General features: G+C 61.4%; 13 protein-coding genes, 4 tRNA genes and 1 pseudogene. 8 read left to right on the forward strand and 10 right to left on the reverse strand.

The genetic code is table 11. The features are described from left to right. Positions 1 to 61: 61 nt before the first annotated feature. On the reverse strand, positions 62 to 544 hold the full coding sequence (locus J3A98_RS03625; protein WP_176685474.1) for a hypothetical protein: 483 nt from the start codon (positions 542 to 544) through the stop codon (positions 62 to 64). A gap of 249 nt (positions 545 to 793) precedes the next feature. Next, the gene (locus J3A98_RS03630; RefSeq protein ID WP_176685473.1) at positions 794 to 1,018 is read right to left on the reverse strand and encodes a hypothetical protein; all 225 of its coding nucleotides are present in this window, start codon (positions 1,016 to 1,018) and stop codon (positions 794 to 796) included. Between the two features lie 950 nt (positions 1,019 to 1,968). Between J3A98_RS03630 and J3A98_RS03635 the strand changes: the two genes are divergently transcribed. Further along, positions 1,969 to 2,388: an SEL1-like repeat protein gene (locus J3A98_RS03635; protein WP_176685472.1), complete on the forward strand. Its 420-nt coding sequence runs from the start codon at positions 1,969 to 1,971 to the stop codon at positions 2,386 to 2,388. Between the two features lie 835 nt (positions 2,389 to 3,223). Next, the gene (rmuC, locus tag J3A98_RS03640) at positions 3,224 to 4,597 is read left to right on the forward strand and encodes a DNA recombination protein RmuC (protein ID WP_176685504.1); all 1,374 of its coding nucleotides are present in this window, start codon (positions 3,224 to 3,226) and stop codon (positions 4,595 to 4,597) included. On the opposite strand, the gene J3A98_RS03645 is transcribed toward rmuC, so the two are convergent. From J3A98_RS03645 to J3A98_RS03665, 5 genes are all read right to left on the reverse strand, one after another. Then, positions 4,569 to 8,048, reverse strand: a complete 3,480-nt coding sequence (locus tag J3A98_RS03645; RefSeq protein WP_209964077.1) for a hybrid sensor histidine kinase/response regulator — start codon at positions 8,046 to 8,048, stop codon at positions 4,569 to 4,571. The two genes, rmuC and J3A98_RS03645, sit on opposite strands and share 29 nt — an antisense overlap. A 126-nt stretch (positions 8,049 to 8,174) precedes the next feature. Beyond that, positions 8,175 to 9,353: an MFS transporter gene (locus J3A98_RS03650; RefSeq protein ID WP_209964080.1), complete on the reverse strand. Its 1,179-nt coding sequence runs from the start codon at positions 9,351 to 9,353 to the stop codon at positions 8,175 to 8,177. A gap of 222 nt (positions 9,354 to 9,575) precedes the next feature. After that, a complete protein-coding gene (locus tag J3A98_RS03655; RefSeq protein ID WP_209964083.1) occupies positions 9,576 to 10,499 on the reverse strand; it encodes a LysR family transcriptional regulator in 924 nt (307 codons plus the stop codon). Between the two features lie 176 nt (positions 10,500 to 10,675). After that, positions 10,676 to 11,386 carry an SDR family NAD(P)-dependent oxidoreductase gene (locus tag J3A98_RS03660; protein WP_209964086.1) on the reverse strand — a complete coding sequence of 237 codons (711 nt, stop codon included), beginning with the start codon at positions 11,384 to 11,386 and terminating at the stop codon, positions 10,676 to 10,678. 39 nt (positions 11,387 to 11,425) lie between these two features. Continuing rightward, a complete protein-coding gene (locus J3A98_RS03665) occupies positions 11,426 to 11,641 on the reverse strand; it encodes a 4-oxalocrotonate tautomerase family protein (protein ID WP_209964089.1) in 216 nt (71 codons plus the stop codon). Between the two features lie 159 nt (positions 11,642 to 11,800). Between J3A98_RS03665 and J3A98_RS03670 the strand changes: the two are divergent. Together J3A98_RS03670 and J3A98_RS03675 are read left to right on the forward strand one after the other, a co-directional pair. After that, positions 11,801 to 12,019: pseudogene (locus J3A98_RS03670) on the forward strand (UTRA domain-containing protein); the annotation flags it as partial. A gap of 94 nt (positions 12,020 to 12,113) precedes the next feature. Further along, entirely contained in the window at positions 12,114 to 13,991 is a 1,878-nt protein-coding gene (locus J3A98_RS03675; RefSeq protein ID WP_176685466.1) for a 1-acyl-sn-glycerol-3-phosphate acyltransferase, read from the forward strand. Between the two features lie 3 nt (positions 13,992 to 13,994). On the opposite strand, the gene sugE is transcribed toward J3A98_RS03675, so the two are convergent. Both sugE and rdgC read right to left on the reverse strand, forming a co-directional pair. Then, the gene (gene sugE, locus J3A98_RS03680) at positions 13,995 to 14,312 is read right to left on the reverse strand and encodes a quaternary ammonium compound efflux SMR transporter SugE (protein WP_010952753.1); all 318 of its coding nucleotides are present in this window, start codon (positions 14,310 to 14,312) and stop codon (positions 13,995 to 13,997) included. A gap of 373 nt (positions 14,313 to 14,685) precedes the next feature. After that, positions 14,686 to 15,606, reverse strand: coding sequence for a recombination-associated protein RdgC (rdgC, locus tag J3A98_RS03685; protein ID WP_209964092.1), 921 nt, complete (start codon positions 15,604 to 15,606; stop codon positions 14,686 to 14,688). A 216-nt stretch (positions 15,607 to 15,822) separates the two neighbouring features. Between rdgC and J3A98_RS03690 the strand changes: the two genes are divergently transcribed. The 4 genes from J3A98_RS03690 (at position 15,823) to J3A98_RS03705 (ending at position 16,324) form a co-directional block, all read left to right on the forward strand. Further along, a tRNA-Val gene (locus tag J3A98_RS03690) sits at positions 15,823 to 15,898 on the forward strand. A gap of 13 nt (positions 15,899 to 15,911) precedes the next feature. Continuing rightward, positions 15,912 to 15,988 (forward strand) — tRNA-Asp (locus J3A98_RS03695). A gap of 170 nt (positions 15,989 to 16,158) precedes the next feature. Continuing rightward, positions 16,159 to 16,234, forward strand: a tRNA-Val gene (locus J3A98_RS03700). A 13-nt stretch (positions 16,235 to 16,247) separates the two neighbouring features. Next, positions 16,248 to 16,324: transfer RNA gene (locus J3A98_RS03705), tRNA-Asp, on the forward strand. Between the two features lie 113 nt (positions 16,325 to 16,437). Here J3A98_RS03705 and map read toward each other — a convergent pair. Next, complete coding sequence (gene map, locus J3A98_RS03710) at positions 16,438 to 17,286, reverse strand: type I methionyl aminopeptidase (protein WP_209964095.1); 849 nt, start codon at positions 17,284 to 17,286, stop codon at positions 16,438 to 16,440. Position 17,287: the final 1 nt, after the last annotated feature.

A 17,287-nucleotide genomic window follows, 5' to 3' on the forward strand; every position in this document is an offset into this window, starting at 1 on the left:
CGGTTTTGTAGGACAATCCGACCAAAATTCCCTTTTTTCCGGTATAGTTGTAGGACGCGTCTCAAGATGCCTGTGGCAATTTCTGATCTATGCAGGCATGCCAGGCGTGGGTGAAGTCGCGCAGGCGACCCTGGGGGTTGAAAATCTGTCGCCAGATCCGCGCCAGTGCCAGTAGATCGTCCGCCGCAGGCAATGGTGTGGCCTGCTCTTCGATGAGCATCCAGGCAATGGCAGTGGAATAGCGCAGGTTGACGGTGAGCTCCAGGTGCGGGCCACCAAGGAAGGCGTGCTGGCTGGCAAGGCCGCGAATCAGGCTGGCTAGGTCGGGATCACGGGCCAGGTATTCGTCCCAGAGCGCCTGGTGACGTTGCTCGCCGATACGGTAAAGGCCGTGCCCGCGCCGGTCATGCAGGGCTGAGCCGAGGGCTGACTGACTGGCGGCGATGCCCAGTAACAAGGCTTCGGCGCTGGCGCAGTGACGGTTCAGGTAGACCAGGGTGGGTCGGATCACATACTGACACAATTCATTCGCCGCAATACCCATGATGCCCTCGAGCAGGTAAGGGCCGGACGGGCGCTGGAGCTTGGCAGCTGGTGAATGATCAGGCCCGCCGGGAGCGGAAAGCACCGCTCGAGTTGAAGTGTAGTGTGATAATCGTGGTGTAAAGAGCTGTTTTTAAATCGATTACTGCCTGATGCTCCGGGGCATATGCCCTAAGGCAATTACGCCAGGAGCGTTCAGGCAGTCTTGCGATTGGATGATTCAGCGCTTGAATACCCCGGCATTCGCCGGTCACGCGGTAAGCGACTGACGAGTCCTGGCGATCACCGCCTGCAGCGGTTCGCTGCGGCTGTACTGTTCGTGGTACAGGCGTTCGGTGTGGCAGGCAACGCCGTGCTCGTCTACCAAGGTAAAGCTGAAGCTGCCCTTGCGTGGGGCAACGATAAGGCACTTCAGCGGCGAGAAGGCCTGGGAGAGGGTGCCAATGGCAGCCTGAATCTGATGATGAGTTTGCATATTGTTGGAGGTTCCTGCTTTAAACACGGGGATAAGATCCGTGCATGATAGAAACGTTCCAGTGACGCCTTTATTAAGGGACGAACGAACCTGACTGGAACAGGGCAGCCAGAGGGGGCGCAATCAAATGTAGGCGCTTGGGCTGACTGGTAGGTACTTCGGAAGGCAGGCAGCACGCCGAGGCCAAGGTTCTAGGCCGTCGAGGTGGGATCCTGATCAATCTGTCATGTGATTCATGCTTGCGCAGCGCAGTGCTGGCGAGTGAATCATTGAATGGGCCGGTCCTTGTTTCAGCAGAACTGCTCTTGGGGGGAACAAGTCTGCAAGGACGCTTGCGGCCAAAATTGACTTTCAGCTTGGTACTAACGAGGGGCACCTTACCGGAAGTGCAGGTGTTTGGCAAGCAGTATGTATGTTCAAGTGAGCCGCGCAGTATGGCGCGAATTCTCGCTGCTGTGAAGAGGGGGTAAATGGCCTTTATGCGGGCCGATGTGTCCTTTTCGTGCACGGAAATGAAGGTTTATGGTGCACTTGTTCACATTCGGGGCAGCGCTTGTAACGGCTTGATAACACCACCCGGCAGCCTCGCCAATGCCTTGACTGCGTGGTTAAGTCAATGAAAAAAAACACTATTTTTAGCTGGTGAAAAAATCGTCAGTTTGACCAAAGCCCCCAATTCACGGGGGTTTGAGGGGTGTGATAGGGGGTTGTCCACCGAGTTATCCACAGGAACTGTGGATTGTCCCGAGCGCTTGCTCTAGCACGGGCGTGCCAGCAACGGGATGAACTGTCCGACAATCCCCATGCTCCAAAAGACCGGTTGGTCATCCTCCTGGAAACGTCAAGAAAAGATCATTGAATTTTTTTTCAATACTCCAGAAATCGACAGGCCAGGGTGAAAAAAAAAGAGTAGAGTGGCGCGCTTTTCGAGTTACCAAAACCTGTTGCTCATGAAGTTTCGCGGTAAACACCTCGCCAGCCCCGTTGCATCGACACTTGCACCTCCCGCCAAACGCTTTTCCCTGAAAGTGGCCCTGTGGTTGCTCGATAGCCCGCGCCTGGGCGATAAACCTCAGGTCAAGCACCTGGCCGGGCGCCTGTTGAAGCAGCCGGCGCGCCAAGGTGTGGTTGTGGCGCAGAGCCGCCTGGGGCAGATGCTGTGCCGCGACTGTGGCAATGCCCGCGACCGGCGTATTGGCCATGAGCTGCTGCGTCAGGCAGCCCGCGCAGGGGATCGTCGGGCGCAGTTGGAGTACGCTCGGCTGTGTCGGCAAAACGAGCCGGAGCAGGCGCGCTATTGGCTTGAGCTTGCCGCAGGGCAGGGCTCGCAGGAAGCGCGGCGGTTGCTGCGACAGTGGTTTCCTGCCTGAGCTTCGTTGCCTGTGCGGGCCCTTTTGCGAGCAATCCCCGATGTGTGTCCATCACCGTGGTAGGAGCGGGTTTACCCGCGAATACGGTAGCGGCGGCAACGGTGAACGGCGGGTGGAAATTGGCCAGCAGGGCCGGCCTCTTCGCGGGTAAACCCGCTCCTACGGCGGCCTGTGTTCAACCCCCGCTCCTACGGCGGCCTGTGTTCAACCCCTGATGCGTGTGTAGGAGCGGGTTTACCCGCGAATACGGTGGCGGCAGCAACGGTGAGCGGCGGGTGGGGATTGGCCAGCAGGCCCGGCCCTTTCGCGGGTAAACCCGCTCCTACGGCGGCCTGTGTTCAACCCCCGATGCGTGTGTAGGAGCGGGTTTACCCGCGAATACGGTGGCGGCGGCAACGGTGAACGGCGGGTGGAAATTGGCCAGCAGGCCCGGCCCTTTCGCGGGTAAACCCGCTCCTACGGCGGCCTGTGTTCAACCCCCGATGCGTGTGTAGGAGCGGGTTTACCCGCGAATACGGTGGCGGCGGCGACGGTGAACGGCGGGTGGAGATTGGCCAGCAGGGCCGGCCTCTTCGCGGGTGAACCCGCTCCTACGGGCGACCGTGCGGGCTTTGCCTTCAGGCTTGCGCAGCGGGCAGGCCCGCGAAGAGGCCGATGCAGGCAACACGCCAGTCAGGCTGATAAGCTGCACTCAATTTGCATCAGAGCGTTCGGGGTTAGCATGACAGTGGATCTGGCCAGCATTCTGCTGGGCTTGGTGGCAGGGGCAATACCCTGTCTGGTGTGGGTCATGCAGGTGCAGCGCCGCCAGGGCGCACGGCAAGGTGAGCAGGCCTTGCTCGAAGAGCGCCTCAACGCTGCCCAGCTGGCCCAGGCCGGTCTGCAGGCGCAACTGGACGCCAGCCGCGACGAGGTCAGCGACCTCAGTGAGGCCAACGCCGTCAAACAGGCCCAGTTGGCCGCTCAAGGCCGTGAGCTGGAGCTGCTGCAGATCGACCGCGACAATGCCCGTGACGCCGCCCACGCCTGGAGCCTTGAGCGCGCCAACCGCGAAGCCGAACTGCGCCGCCTGGAAGCGCAAACCGCGCGCCTGGACGCAGAACTGCGTGAACAGCAGGAAAGCCACCAGCAACGCCTGGAAGACCTGCAGGAGGCCCGTGACACCTTGCGCGCCCAGTTCGCCGACATGGCCACCAAAATCTTCGACGAACGCGAACAGCGCTTCGCCCAGACCAGTCAGCAACACCTGGGCCAGTTGCTCGACCCGCTCAAGGAGCGCATCCATGCCTTCGAAAAACGCGTGGAGGAAAGCTACCAACAAGAGGCCCGCGAGCGCTTCTCGCTGGGCAAGGAGCTGGAGCGCCTGCAACAGCTCAACCTGCGTCTGTCCGACGAAGCCACCAACCTTACCCAGGCCTTGAAGGGCCAGAAGACCCAGGGCAACTGGGGTGAGCTGATTCTCGAACGCGTGCTGGAACATGCCGGCCTGGAAAAGGGGCGCGAATACCAGACCCAGGTCAGCCTGAAAAGCGCCGACGGCGAGCGTTTCCAGCCGGATGTGCTGATCATGCTGCCCGGCAACAAGCAGGTGGTGGTGGACGCCAAGGTCAGCCTCACGGCGTACCAGCAGTTCGTTGCCGGCAACGACGAAGCTGCGCTCAAGCAGCATGTGCAGTCGCTGCGCAGCCACGTCAAAGGCCTGTCGAGCAAGGACTACAGCCGCCTCGAAGGCCTGCACAGCCTGGATTTCGTGTTGTTGTTCGTGCCCATCGAGGCGGCCTTTTCAGCGGCCCTGCAGGCCGAGCCGAACCTGTTCCAGGAGGCCTTCGACCGGCAGATCGTGATTGTCAGCCCTACCACGTTGCTGGCGACCCTGCGGGTCATCGACAGCCTGTGGAAGCAGGAACGTCAAGGGCAGAACGCCCGCGAAATTGCCGAGCGCGCCGGCTGGCTCTACGACAAGTTCGTGCTGTTCATCCAGGATCTGGATGAGCTGGGCAACCGCTTGCAGCAGGTGGACAAGGCTTATGCCGCAGCGCGCAACAAGCTGTGCGAAGGGCGTGGCAACCTGGTCAGCCGCAGCGAGCAGCTGAAGCTTCTGGGCGCCCGTGCCAGCAAGAGCTTGCCGGCAGACTTGCTGGAGCGGGCGCTGTCCGACGAGGCGCTGCCCGAGGTAGCGGTTACTGAGCCAGGCTCAGATGGCGATTGAGCAGGGCGCGCAAGGCCGCCGGCTTGACCGGCTTGGCCAGGTAGTCCAGGCCTGATGCGTGTACCCGTGCGATGGTTTCCTTGCTGCCGTCGGCGCTGATCACCACACCGGGTACCGGCTCACCCAGCCGTGCTCGAAGCCAGCCCATCAGCCCGGTGCCGGTCTCGCCGTCGTCCAGGTGGTAGTCCACCAATGCCAGGTGCGGGCGCATGCCCTTGGCCAGCAGGGCTTCGCATTCGGCCTGGTTGCGCGCGGTCCATACCTGGCAACCCCAGCGGCTCAGCAAGCTGTTCATGCCAATCAGGATGCTGTCTTCGTTGTCCACGCAAAGCACTTGCAGCCCGGCCAGAGGCTGGCCGCCCTGTTGTTCCACCGGGGCGCTTGGCGCTGCGGCGGCCTGGCGGGCAATCGGTACGCTGACGCGGAACACCGTGCCCTTGCCCGGCCATGAGCGCACCTCCAGCGGGTGCCCCAGCACCCGGCACAGGCCGTCTGCGATCGCCAGGCCCAGGCCTAGCCCCTTCTCGGCACGGGTCTGGTGGCTGTCCAGGCGCTTGAACTCCTGAAAGATCACTTGCAGCTTGTCGTCAGCAATGCCCGGGCCACGGTCCCAGACCTCTAGCCACAAACGCTCGCCCTGCCGGCGCGCGCCCAGCAGGATCGGGCTCTTGCCGTAGCGCAGGGCATTGGTGAGGAAGTTCTGCAGCACCCGGCGTAGCAGTTTCATGTCGCTGTCCACCCGCAGGCGGCTGCCGCGCAGGCGGAACTCCAGGCCCTTCTCGGCCGCCAGCAGCTTGAACTCGGCGCCCAGGGTGTCGAACAGTTCGTTGAGGGCGAAGGGTTTGGCATCCGGGGTGATCTTGCCGTTTTCCAGGCGCGAGATGTCCAGCAGGTCGCTGATCAGCTCTTCAGCCGAGCGCAGCGAACTGTCCATGTGCTGTACCAGCTGCCGGGCCTCTTCGTTCATGCCCTCGGCCTGTTGCGACAATGCGGCAGAGAAAAGTCGTGCGGCGTTCAAAGGTTGCATCAGGTCATGGCTGACGGCGGCCAGGAAGCGGGTCTTGGAGTTGCTCACCGCTTCGGCCTGGCTCTTGGCTTCGGACAGCGCCTGGTTCAACTGCGAAAGCTCTTGGGTACGCTCTGCCACGCGTTGCTCAAGGCGTTCGTTGGCATCGCGCAGTGCCTGCTCGGCCTCGCGGAACGGGGTGATGTCGGTGAAGCTCATGACAAAGCCGCCGCCCGGCATCGGGTTGCCGATCAGCTCGATCACCCGGCCATTGGGGAACAGTCGCTCGGAGGAGTGCGCGCGGCCCTGGCGCATCCAGTGCAGCCGCCGCGCCACATGCACCTGTGCTTCGCCAGGGCCGCACAGGCCGCGCTCGGCGTTGTAGCGGATGATGTCGGCAATCGGTCGCCCAACGCTGATCAGTCCGTCCGGGTAGTTGAACAGTTCCAGGTAGCGGCGGTTCCAGGCCACCAGGTGCAAGTTCTGGTCGACCACGCTGATGCCTTGGTTGATGTTCTCGATGGCGCCTTGCAGCAGGGCGCGGTTGAACTGCAGCACCTCACTGGCTTCGTCAGCGATGCGCACCACGTCTTCCAGCTGCATTTCGCGGCCTTCGATGGCCGCCTTGACCACCGCGCGGGTCGACGAGGTACCGAGTACGCCGGCCAGCAGGCGCTCGGTGTGCTCGATCCAGTCGCCGTCGGCGTTCTGGTTAGGGTTGAAGCCCTTGCCCTGGCGGTAGGCAAAGCGGATGAAGCTCTGCCGTGCGCGCTCTTCACCGACAAAGCGCGAGGCCAGGGTCAGCAGGTCGTCGATCTGCACCGCCAGCAGCGGTTTGCTGCTGGGTCGCGCGCTGGTCTGCTGGCCAATGAACCGGCCGGCCTGCCAATGCTCGGAAACCCGTGTGCGCGACAATACCGAAACCCAGGCGAACAGGGTGAAGTTGCCCGCCAGTGACAGCACTACGCCTTGGGTCAGTGGACTGATCGGCAGGTTCAGCGGGTTGCCGTGCAGCCATGCCAGGCCAGGGAACAATTGCAACGACCAGCCCAGGCTGTGCGCGGCAATCGGCAGCACCAGGGTGTAGAACCACAGGAAAATGCCAGCGGCCAGGCCGGCGAACACGCCGCGACGGTTGGCCTGCTTCCAGTACAGCGCGCCAAGCATGGCCGGGGAGAGCTGGGTCACGGCGGCAAAGGCAATCTGGCCGATGGTCGCCAGGCTGGCGGTGGAGCCCAGCAGGCGGTAGCTGACATAGGCCAGGAGCAAGATCACCACGATGGTTACCCGGCGAACCGAAAGCATCCAGTGACGGAACGCTTCGAAAGGCCGCTCGGCGTTATTGCGGCGCAGCAGCCAAGGCAGCAGCATGTCGTTGGACACCATGGTCGACAGCGCCACGGCCTCGACGATCACCATGCCGGTAGCCGCCGAGGCACCGCCGATGAACGCCAGCAGGGCCAGGCTTGGGTGCGCCTCGGCCAGCGGCAGGCTGATGACGAACGAGTCGGAGATCACCGTGCCTGGCAGCAGCATCTGTCCGGCCAGGGCAATCGGCACCACGAACAGCGCGGCCAATGCCAGGTACATCGGGAATACCCAGCGCGCCAGGCGCAAGTCCTGCGGTTCGATGTTCTCCACCACGGTAACGTGGAACTGCCGGGGCAGGCAGATGATTGCCATCATTGCCACGGCGGTTTGCACCACCATGGACGGCCAATTGATGGTTTCTTTCCAATAGTCCTGCAAGTGGATCGACTGGCGGGCCTGGCTGAACAGGTCGTCGAAACCGTCATACAGGTTGAAAACGATGAAGATGCCCACGGCAAGGAACGCCAGCAGCTTGATCAGCGATTCGAAGGCAATCGCCAGGACCATACCGCGGTGGTGCTCGGTCACATCCAGGCTGCGGGTACCGAAGACGATGGCGAACAGCGCCAGTACCAGCGACACCACCAGCGCAGTGTCCTGCACGCGGGTGCCGGTGGCATCGGCGTTGGCGCCGATCAGCAGGTTCACGCCCAGTACGATGCCCTTGAGCTGCAAGGCGATGTACGGCAGCACGCCGACCAGGCAGATCAGCGCCACCACCACTGCCAGGGTCTGCGACTTGCCGTAGCGCGCGGCGATGAAGTCGGCGATCGAGGTGATGTTCTGCTGCTTGCTGATCAGCACCATCTTCTGCAGCACCCAAGGGGCGAAGATCAGCAGCAGTACCGGGCCCAGGTAGATTGGCAGGAACGCCCAAAGCTGTTCGGCGGCCTGGCCGACCGCGCCGAAGAAGGTCCAGCTGGTGCAGTACACGGCCAGCGACAGGCTGTACACCCAGGCACGCAGCTTTGGCGGCAATGGCGTGCTGCGGCGGTCGCCATAGAAGGCGATGGCGAACATGATGGCCATATAGGCCAGGGCGACCACGGCGATCAGCCCGCTGGACAACGACATGAAGACTCCGAAGCAAAAAGGTAACGCGGTCCCGATCAATCAGTCTGGCACGCAAGTGCCGCTTCGTCAGCGCAGACGATGGTTGTAGGAGCGGGTTCACCCGCGAATAGGCCGGAGCAGGCCACATCAACCCCTGCGGGTACCCAACCCGTAGAACACCCCTGCCAGTATCACCGACAACACCAGCAGGTAGAAGACCGCCCCCGGCCACAGGTGTACCAGTGCGAACCCCACCATCACCGGCCCCAGCGCTGCCCCCAGGTTGGACAGGTTTTGCGCGCCGTAATACACCCCGCGCAAGTGCTCCGGTGCGATCAGGTCGATAAACATGTACTCGGCCGGAATCACGATGATTTCGCCCAGCGTGAACACCAGCATCGCCAGGCACCAGGCCAGTACCGAGCCCGCCAGCGCAAAACCCAGCAAGCCGGCGATGAACAGGCCCATGCCGGCCAACAGCCACGGCATCAGGCGCTGGCGGCTGATACGCCGGCCAATCAGGTACTGCAAGGCAATGACCGTCACGGCGTTGGTGGTGACCAGATAGCCGATCAGCCGTGCGGCTTCGGCCGGGTTGCTGGTGACCACCAGGTACTGGGACAGGTAGGCGGTGAACTGGCCGAACACCACCGCGCTCAGCACCCCACCCAAGGTAAAGCACACCAGCCGATGATCCCGCGCCAGCCCCAGCGCCACTTGGCCGAAACCGGCCGCGGGTTTGTCCGGTACGCTCGCCTGCAGGCTGCGATCGCCAAGGCGCCAATAAGCCAGGCACATGGCCAGGCCAAGCGTGGCAGAAGCGATGAACGGCACATGATCGTTCAGTTCAAGCATGGCCACGCCCAGCAACGGGCCGGCGGCGTAGCCGACGTTGCTGAGGGCGTACTTGATGGCGAATACCTCCGCCCGCTCATCCACCGGCAGTAACGCGCAGAAGCCTGCCTTGGCGGCGATGTCGACCACTGCCAGGGCCAGGTTGATCAACACCAGACAAAAGAAGAACGGCAGCGCCGAACGGCTGGCGACCGCGCCGACGAAGGCCAGGGCGAACAGCAGGGTACTGGCGCTGACCAACGTGTGGTTGCGCAAGGTGTCGACCAGATGGCCACCATACAGACTCAATAGTGAGGCGATGATCAGCGCGCCACCGATCAGCAGACCGATCTGGCTGATCGGCAGCTGGAAATTGTCGGCCAGGTAAACCACCAGGTAGGGCAGGGTGAGGGCGCGGGCGACGGTAAGCGTGAAGGTGGTGGTGAGCAGCAGGCGAACGGTGTGCGGGTAGCGTTTTATGGCGGCGAGCATTGCCACGTCCTTGTTGTGGGGGTGCCGAGCACAAGCATAAGCCACATGCGGTCCCCTCGGCAGCACCGGCCACGTTCGAGTGAATGTGGGGAGTTCTCGGGCTGCTTCACAGCCCTTGCAATTTATGTCTCGAAGAGGAGTGGCCACCTGGCCCTGTCGTAGGGTTATCGCTCAAGTCATCGAGCGCGCGTGCTGGGGAAAAGGGGGAACATCTGTTCTGCGCTAGAGCGAGGCCCACTCTTCACGATACTGAACCAGAAAATCCACAAAAGCGCGCACCCTCTGCGGGACATGACGACCGTGGGGGTACAACAAGGTGTACGGCCTCGACCGCCCGCCAAACGGCGTCAATACTTCGACGAGTCGCCCGTCAGCCAGCTCTTGTTCCACGATGAACTTGTAGGTCTGGAACAATCCGGCACCATTTTTTGCGAGTGTGACTCCACCCAATACGTCGTCGGAACAGGAATAGCTTCCAGCGGTGAACACCTCACGGTCTCGGCCGTTCTCTCGGAACAGCCAAGAGATACGCCTACCGCTACTCGGAAGCTCGAATTGGATGCATTCATGCTGGTCCAGGTCCTCCAGTGCCTGCGGTGCCCCGACCTTCTCCAGGTAGGGCGGAGACGCTACGACAACCAGCTTTGCATCTTCCAGCAATCTGGCAATCATCGTGGAATCAGGTTGAGCCCGTACTCGAATCGCCAGGTCGTATCCTTCCGCAACGAAGTCGATATTTCGATTACCGAGGTGGATATCAACGGTCACCTCAGGGTATAGGTCGCGAAATTTAGGAAGCAACGGCAGGATCCGGTGGTGCCCATACGTCGTGGGCAGGCTGATACGAAGACGCCCTGACGGAGTTGCTTGAGCGCCCATGACTGCCTGCTGGGCCTCCACCAGTTGCGTGAGCGCCTGGCTGCACCGCTCGAAAAAATCCTTTCCTGCATCGGTCAATCGAATGCTTCGGGTTGTTCTTGCGAACAGCCGAGAGCCCAGCCTTTTTTCCAAGCGAAGGATCGACCTGCTTACTGCGGCCGGAGTAACACCAGCGAGCTGAGCAGCGGCAGAAAAGCTGCCCGCTTCCGCAGACAGGCAAAACAGCTCGATACTTCCCAGCTGCAGATCGTCAAAATGCCGCTTCATAGGGCTTGCACCGTATAGGGCCTAGCAGGAGGCTGAGCGTCGGACTCTGCGGTAGAGTCGCGCACCGGCATGGAAAAGTACAACTGGCGTCGAGGTCGTCTCGTGGGTAATCCCGGCCAGATAGTACAGTGAATCTGCCCATCACCCGTACGGGCCGGTGATGAGCATACTGTCGATCAATGGCCTGCGCTCTGACCGCCGTCGACGTGCAGGATCTCGCCGGTGACAAATGAAGCGCTGTCCAGGTAGAGGATCGCTTGAGCGATGTCGTTGATCTCACCCATGTGGCCGACGGGATGCAGCTTGCCCAGGGCATCGTGAGTTTCGGCGCCGTGCATCGGAGTTTTGATGATGCCAGGCGACACGGCGTTAGCGCGGATGCCGCGCTTGGCAAATTCAATGGCGATCGATTTGGTGGCAGCGTTGATGCCACCTTTGGTGAGCGATGCCATTACCGACGGAACGCCGTCGATAGCATGATCAACCAGGCTGGTGGTGACGCTGACCACATGCCCGCTACCACGCTTCACCATTTCCGCGATGGCGAGTTGGGAGATGTAGAAGAAGCCACTCATATTGGTCGCAACGACTTGCGCATAGTCTTCCTTGGTATAGCTGGTGAATGGCTTGGCGACGAAAATCCCGGCGTTGTTGACGAGAGTATCGATGCGCCCGAAGCGGGCCACTGCGTCGCGCACCACTCGTTCCGCAGTGGCCGGATCCGCAATATCACCGGCAACAGTCAGGATGTCTGGGTCGGTCGATGGTTGAATGGAGCGCGAGGTCGCTACCACCTTGTGGCCGAGGGCTCGGAACCCTTTCACCACCCCAGCACCGATGCCTTGAGATGCGCCAGTTACGATGATTACCTTTTGAGAGTCGCTCATGATGTGTTCTCTACAATGGATTAAGTTTAATTGCCTGCCTCATGATTGTGATGGCGACAATTGTTTTCGGTACTCGGTTGTTGTAATACCGGAGTAACCCCAATTGTCGGTGTCGACTTCTTCGATTACGATGTGCGTCAACTTCGGATCTTTATGAAGCACGCGCTCCATCGTTTCAGTGATTTCTTTTATCACCTGAGCCTTTTGTTCCCGGGTTACACCATCACGAGTGATGCGGACGCTGATGAATGGCATTGTAAGTTCCTCTATCAAGTGTGCATTGGGTGATGAGCAGCTGATGGAGAAACTCTAGGAACTCAGAGCGAATTGATAAATATGCCGTGAGTTACATCATTTGTGACTTCGTGTATCAAATCACGCGGTGCCATGGCTTGCTGTGCGTGTTGGCGGTCAGTGCACAGCCGTGGCAGCCTTGGCTACCCGTTTTCCAAAGCGCTGTGCGGTCAGGTAGTCGCCTACGCCGAAGAGACACTGACCGTCGAATCGGCCGACGCGGTGCATGGCCGCTTGCTGCAGCTGCCGGCCGACAGCCCGGTGGTAGTGATCGAGCGCCTGGCCCGAGACTACGCTGGCAAACCTCTGGAATGGCGCCGCTCGCTTGGCCAGGCCTGAGCCGATACTTGCCAGTCAGCGCATTTCCCATGCAGATTTGTGGCCCGGCGCGCTTGGCGAGCCTCCAATTGAAAAGCCCTCAGGACCAAGGACGATGAGTCACTCTTCGCAATTCACCTTGCTCGGCAAGCGGCGTTTCCTGCCGTTTTTCATCACTCAGTCGCTGGGTGCCTTCAACGACAACCTGTTCAAGCAGTCGCTGATCCTGGCGATTTTGTTCAAGCTCAGCCTGGGCGATGGTGACCGATCGATCTGGGTCAACTTGTGCGCCTTGCTGTTCATCCTGCCGTTTTTCCTGTTTTCGGCACTGGGTGGGCAGTTTGGCGAGAAGTTCGCCAAGGATGCGCTGATCCGTGCAATCAAACTGGCCGAAATCGTGATCATGGCGGTTGGTGCGCTAGGCTTTGTCACCAACCATCTGGCGCTGATGCTGGTGGCGCTGTTCGGTATGGGGACCCAATCGGCGCTGTTCGGCCCGGTGAAGTACTCGATCCTTCCACAGGCCCTGCGCGAGGAAGAGCTGGTAGGCGGTAATGGGCTGGTGGAAACCGGCACCTTCCTCGCCATCCTAGTCGGCACCATCGGCGCCGGGGTGATGATGTCGGCCGACAGCTACGCAACGGTGGTGGCCGGTGGCGTGGTCGGCACGGCTGTGCTCGGCTACCTCGCCAGCCGCTGGATCCCACGGGCGGCTGCCGCCTCGCCACAAATGCCGCTGGACTGGAACATCCTCAAGCAGTCGTGGGTGATCTTGCGCATGGGCCTGAGCCAGCCGCCGGCGGTGTCGCGCTCGATCGTCGGCAACTCGTGGTTCTGGTTTGTCGGCGCCATCTACCTCACGCAGATCCCGGCCTATGCCAAGGATTGGCTGCACGGTGACGGCACGGTGGTGACCCTGGTGCTGACACTGTTCTCGGTGGGCATCGCCCTGGGCTCGCTGCTGTGCGAGCGGCTCAGCGGACGCAAGGTGGAAATCGGCCTGGTGCCGTTCGGCTCCTTCGGCCTGACCCTGTTCGGCCTGCTGTGGTGGTGGCACTCTGGTGATGTGCCGGCTGCAGCAGCGCCGCACGACTGGCTGGCATTGCTGGGCATGAGCCAGGCGTGGTGGATCTTGCTGTCGATCGTTGGCCTGGGGGTGTTCGGCGGCTTCTACATCGTGCCGCTGTATGCGTTGATCCAGGCCCGCACGGCCGAGGACGAGCGCGCCAGGGTGATCGCTGCCAACAACATCCTCAATGCCTTGTTCATGGTAGTGTCGGCGGTGCTCACCATCATCCTGCTAGGCTTGGCCGAACTGAGCATTCCGCAGCTTTTCCTGGTGGTGTCGCTGCTCAATATCGCGGTCAACACCTACATCTTCAGGATCGTCCCCGAGTTCACCATGCGCTTCCTGATCTGGTTGCTCAGCCATTCGATGTACCGCGTGCAGCACCGAGACCTTGAGCGCATCCCCGATGAGGGTGCAGCGTTGCTGGTGTGCAACCACGTGTCGTTCGTCGATGCGTTGCTGCTGGGCGGGGCTATCCGCCGGCCGATCCGCTTTGTCATGTACTACAAGATCTACAACCTGCCGGTGCTCAACTTCGTGTTTCGTACTGCCGGTGCCATCCCGATTGCCGGGCGTAACGAAGACCAGGCGACGTACGAGCGGGCCTTCGCGCGGATTGCCGAGTACCTGGCTGATGGTGAACTGGTGTGCATCTTCCCGGAAGGCAAGCTGACGGGCGATGGCGAAATCGATGTCTTCAAGGGTGGGGTCAGCCGCATCCTCGAAGAAACGCCGGTACCGGTGATTCCGCTGGCCTTGCAGGGGTTGTGGGGAAGCTTCTTCAGCCGTGACCCGGCCAAAGGTTTCTTCAAGCGCCTGTGGTCGCGGGTGACCATCGTGGCGGGCGCCGCCGTCCCGGTGGAGGCGGCGCAGCCCGAGGTGTTGCGCGAACAGGTCAGCCGCCTGCGCGGCCACCTGCGATAGGGGTTAGCTGGCGCTGACTTTCAGGCCCACAAGGCCGCAGACGATCAGCGCCACACTGACCAGCCGCACCAGGGCCATGGACTCGCCGAACAGAATGATCCCGGCGATGACCGTACCGACTGCGCCTACGCCGGTCCAGATGGCATAGGCGGTGCCCAGCGGCAACTCCTTCATGGCCAGGCCCAGCAGGCCCAGGCTGATGACCATGGCGCCGACGGTAAGGACAGTGGGGAGCGGTCGAGTGAAACCGTCGGTGTATTTGAGGCCGACGGCCCAGCCGACCTCGAACAGGCCGGCGAAAAACAGGATGATCCAGGACATGAGTGTGTCTCCATCGTTTGAATGATGGGGCCGTCCCCGGAGTGGTCACGCGGTGCGTCGTGAGGTCGTCCTCACAGTGGGCACCATGGTGCCTGTCTGCGGCCTTCCGGGCAAGTCCGCGCCTGCTGGCCGATTTCCACCCGCCGTTCACCGTTGCCGCCACCACCGTATTCGCGGGTAAACCCGCTCCTACACCTATCGGGGGTGGACACACATTGGTGATTGGGCGCAGGCCGTCGTGTAGGAGCGGGTTCACCCGCGAAAGGGCCGGCCCTGCTGGCCAATCTCCACCCGCCGTTCACCATTGCCGCCGCCACCGCATTCGCGGGTGCTGGTGGAAACGATCCAAGCCAGCACCCGCATCTCATACCCGTCAGACCCCTTGCGGAATCTCTTCCCCACCCAGTGCCTCGAACAGCGCTGGCAGGAATTCGGCAAAGGTCATCATCATCAGCTGGAAGCTGGCGTCGAACTGCTGCGCAGCCTCATCGCCACCGTCCTGCTCGGCCTGCTCCTGCAGCAGTTCTTCGAACTTCAGGCGCTTGATGACCATCTTGTCGTCGAGAACGAACGACAGCTTGTCTTGCCAGGCCAGTGCCAGCTGGGTCACCACCTTGCCAGTGCTCAGGTGCAGCTGAATCTCTTCGCCGGTCAGGTCCTGGCGCTTGCAGCGCACGATACCGCCATCTTCGGCGGTGTCGCGCAGTTCGCACTCGTCCAGCACATAGAAACCTTCGGCCGCTTGCTGCGATTTGACCCAGTCGGTCATGGTAGCCACCGGCGCAATCTTCACCGTGGCCGGGCGCACCGGCAGCGAGCCCATCACTTCACGCAGGGTCGACAGCAGGTCTTCGGCCCGTTTGGCGCTGGCCGAGTTGACCAGGATCACGCCCAGGCGCGGGGCAATGGCAGCGAAGATCATCGAGCGGCGGATGAATGCACGCGGCAGGAACGCCTGGATGATTTCGTCCTTGATCTGGTCGCGCTCCTTTTTATAGACCTTGCGCATTTGCTCGGTCTCGATCTCTTCGACCTTTTCCTTGACCGCGTCGTTGACCACGCTGCTCGGCAGGATGCGTTCTTCCTTGCGCGCGGCAATCAGCAGGTACTCGCCGCTGACATGCACCAGGGGAGCGTCTTCGCCTTTGCCGAACGGCGCGACGAAACCATAGGTGGTCAGCTCCTGGCTGGCGCAGGGGCGGGCCGGCTTGCTGGCCAGGGCGGCTTCCAGCGCTTCAGGCTCGAACGGAACTTCCTGGGTCAGGCGGTAGGTCAGCAGGTTCTTGAACCACATGAGGGGCAATCTCTCCTTAATGCATAAGGCGGGCATTATTCTCCGAGCGGTGAATTGAGGCCAGCCCTGTCAGAGGGCCAGCAGTGGCTTATGCATGAAAGAATCGCCCGACAACGCTAGGTCTTTGAAAGGGCAGAGGTTTTTTTTGCAAAAAGTTTAAAAAGTGCTTGCCAGGGTGCGGGGCGCTCCGTAGAATGCGCGCCACACCGAGACGAAGGGTGATTAGCTCAGCCGGGAGAGCATCTGCCTTACAAGCAGAGGGTCGGCGGTTCGATCCCGTCATCACCCACCACTCGATGTATAGCGCAGCGGTAGTTCAGTCGGTTAGAATACCGGCCTGTCACGCCGGGGGTCGCGGGTTCGAGTCCCGTCCGCTGCGCCATATTCCACTTCCAGGGCCCACTGAACACCCGGAAGTAACAGAGAAAGCGACCTTAGGGTCGCTTTTTTTGTGCCTGATTTTTGGTGCTTGACCGAAGTGTGAAAAAACTTCGATAAGTGCTTGCCAGAGCGCCAAGTCGCCCGTAGAATGCGCGCCACACCGAGAGACATGGGTGATTAGCTCAGCCGGGAGAGCATCTGCCTTACAAGCAGAGGGTCGGCGGTTCGATCCCGTCATCACCCACCACTCGATGTATAGCGCAGCGGTAGTTCAGTCGGTTAGAATACCGGCCTGTCACGCCGGGGGTCGCGGGTTCGAGTCCCGTCCGCTGCGCCATATTCCACTTCCAGGGCCCACTGAACACCCGGAAGTAAAAAAGAAAGCGACCTTAGGGTCGCTTTTTTTATTTCTGCTTCATGCAATCGTCTCCGCCCCTCTGCAACAAGGGGCTAGCTGCGGCACTCTTCTTCCCGCAGCGTCAGCACCTCAAACCCGTCCTCGGTCACCGCCACGGTATGCTCCCACTGCGCCGACAGGCTGTGGTCACGGGTAATCACCGTCCAGCCATCCTTCAGCGTGCGCGTCCCACGCCCACCCTGGTTGATCATCGGCTCGATGGTAAACACCATGCCCGGCTTCAGCTTCATGCCCATACCACGTTGGCCAATGTGCAGCACCTCTGGCGCTTCATGCATCTGCTGGCCAATACCGTGCCCGCAATACTCGCGCACCACGCTGTAACCCGCCGCCTCGGCATGGGCTTGCACGGCATGGCCGATATCGCCCAGCGTGGCTCCGGGGCGCACCTGCTCGATGCCTTTCCACAGCGCGTCATAGGTAGTGTCGACCAATCGCCGGGCTTCTTCGCTGATCTTGCCGATGCCATACATCTTCGACGAATCGGCAATGTAGCCGCCCTGTTCCAGAGTGATGTCGACGTTGATGATCGCGCCTTCCTTGAGCACCTCATCGACCTTGGGGATGCCGTGGCATACCACGTGGTCCACCGACGTATTGAGCGAGTAAGGGAAACCGTACTGGCCTTTGCTTGCCGGCCGTGCCTTGAGCGTATCGACGATGAACGCCTCAGCGCGGTCGTTGATCTGCATCGTGGTCACACCGGGGCGGATGAAGCTGTCGAGTTCGGCGAACACCTGGGCCAGTAACTGGCCGGCGCGGCGCATCAGGTCGAGTTGGGCGGGGGTCTTGAGGATCACCTGGGACATGGGGGGAGGGTAGTTGCTCATGCTGGAAATTGCCCCAGCATAGCGCCAGCGGATACCGGCTTGCCACCGCATG

Source organism: Pseudomonas sp. BP6 (genome assembly GCF_017875935.1).
In the GTDB taxonomy this organism is placed as follows: domain Bacteria; phylum Pseudomonadota; class Gammaproteobacteria; order Pseudomonadales; family Pseudomonadaceae; genus Aquipseudomonas; species Aquipseudomonas putida_Y.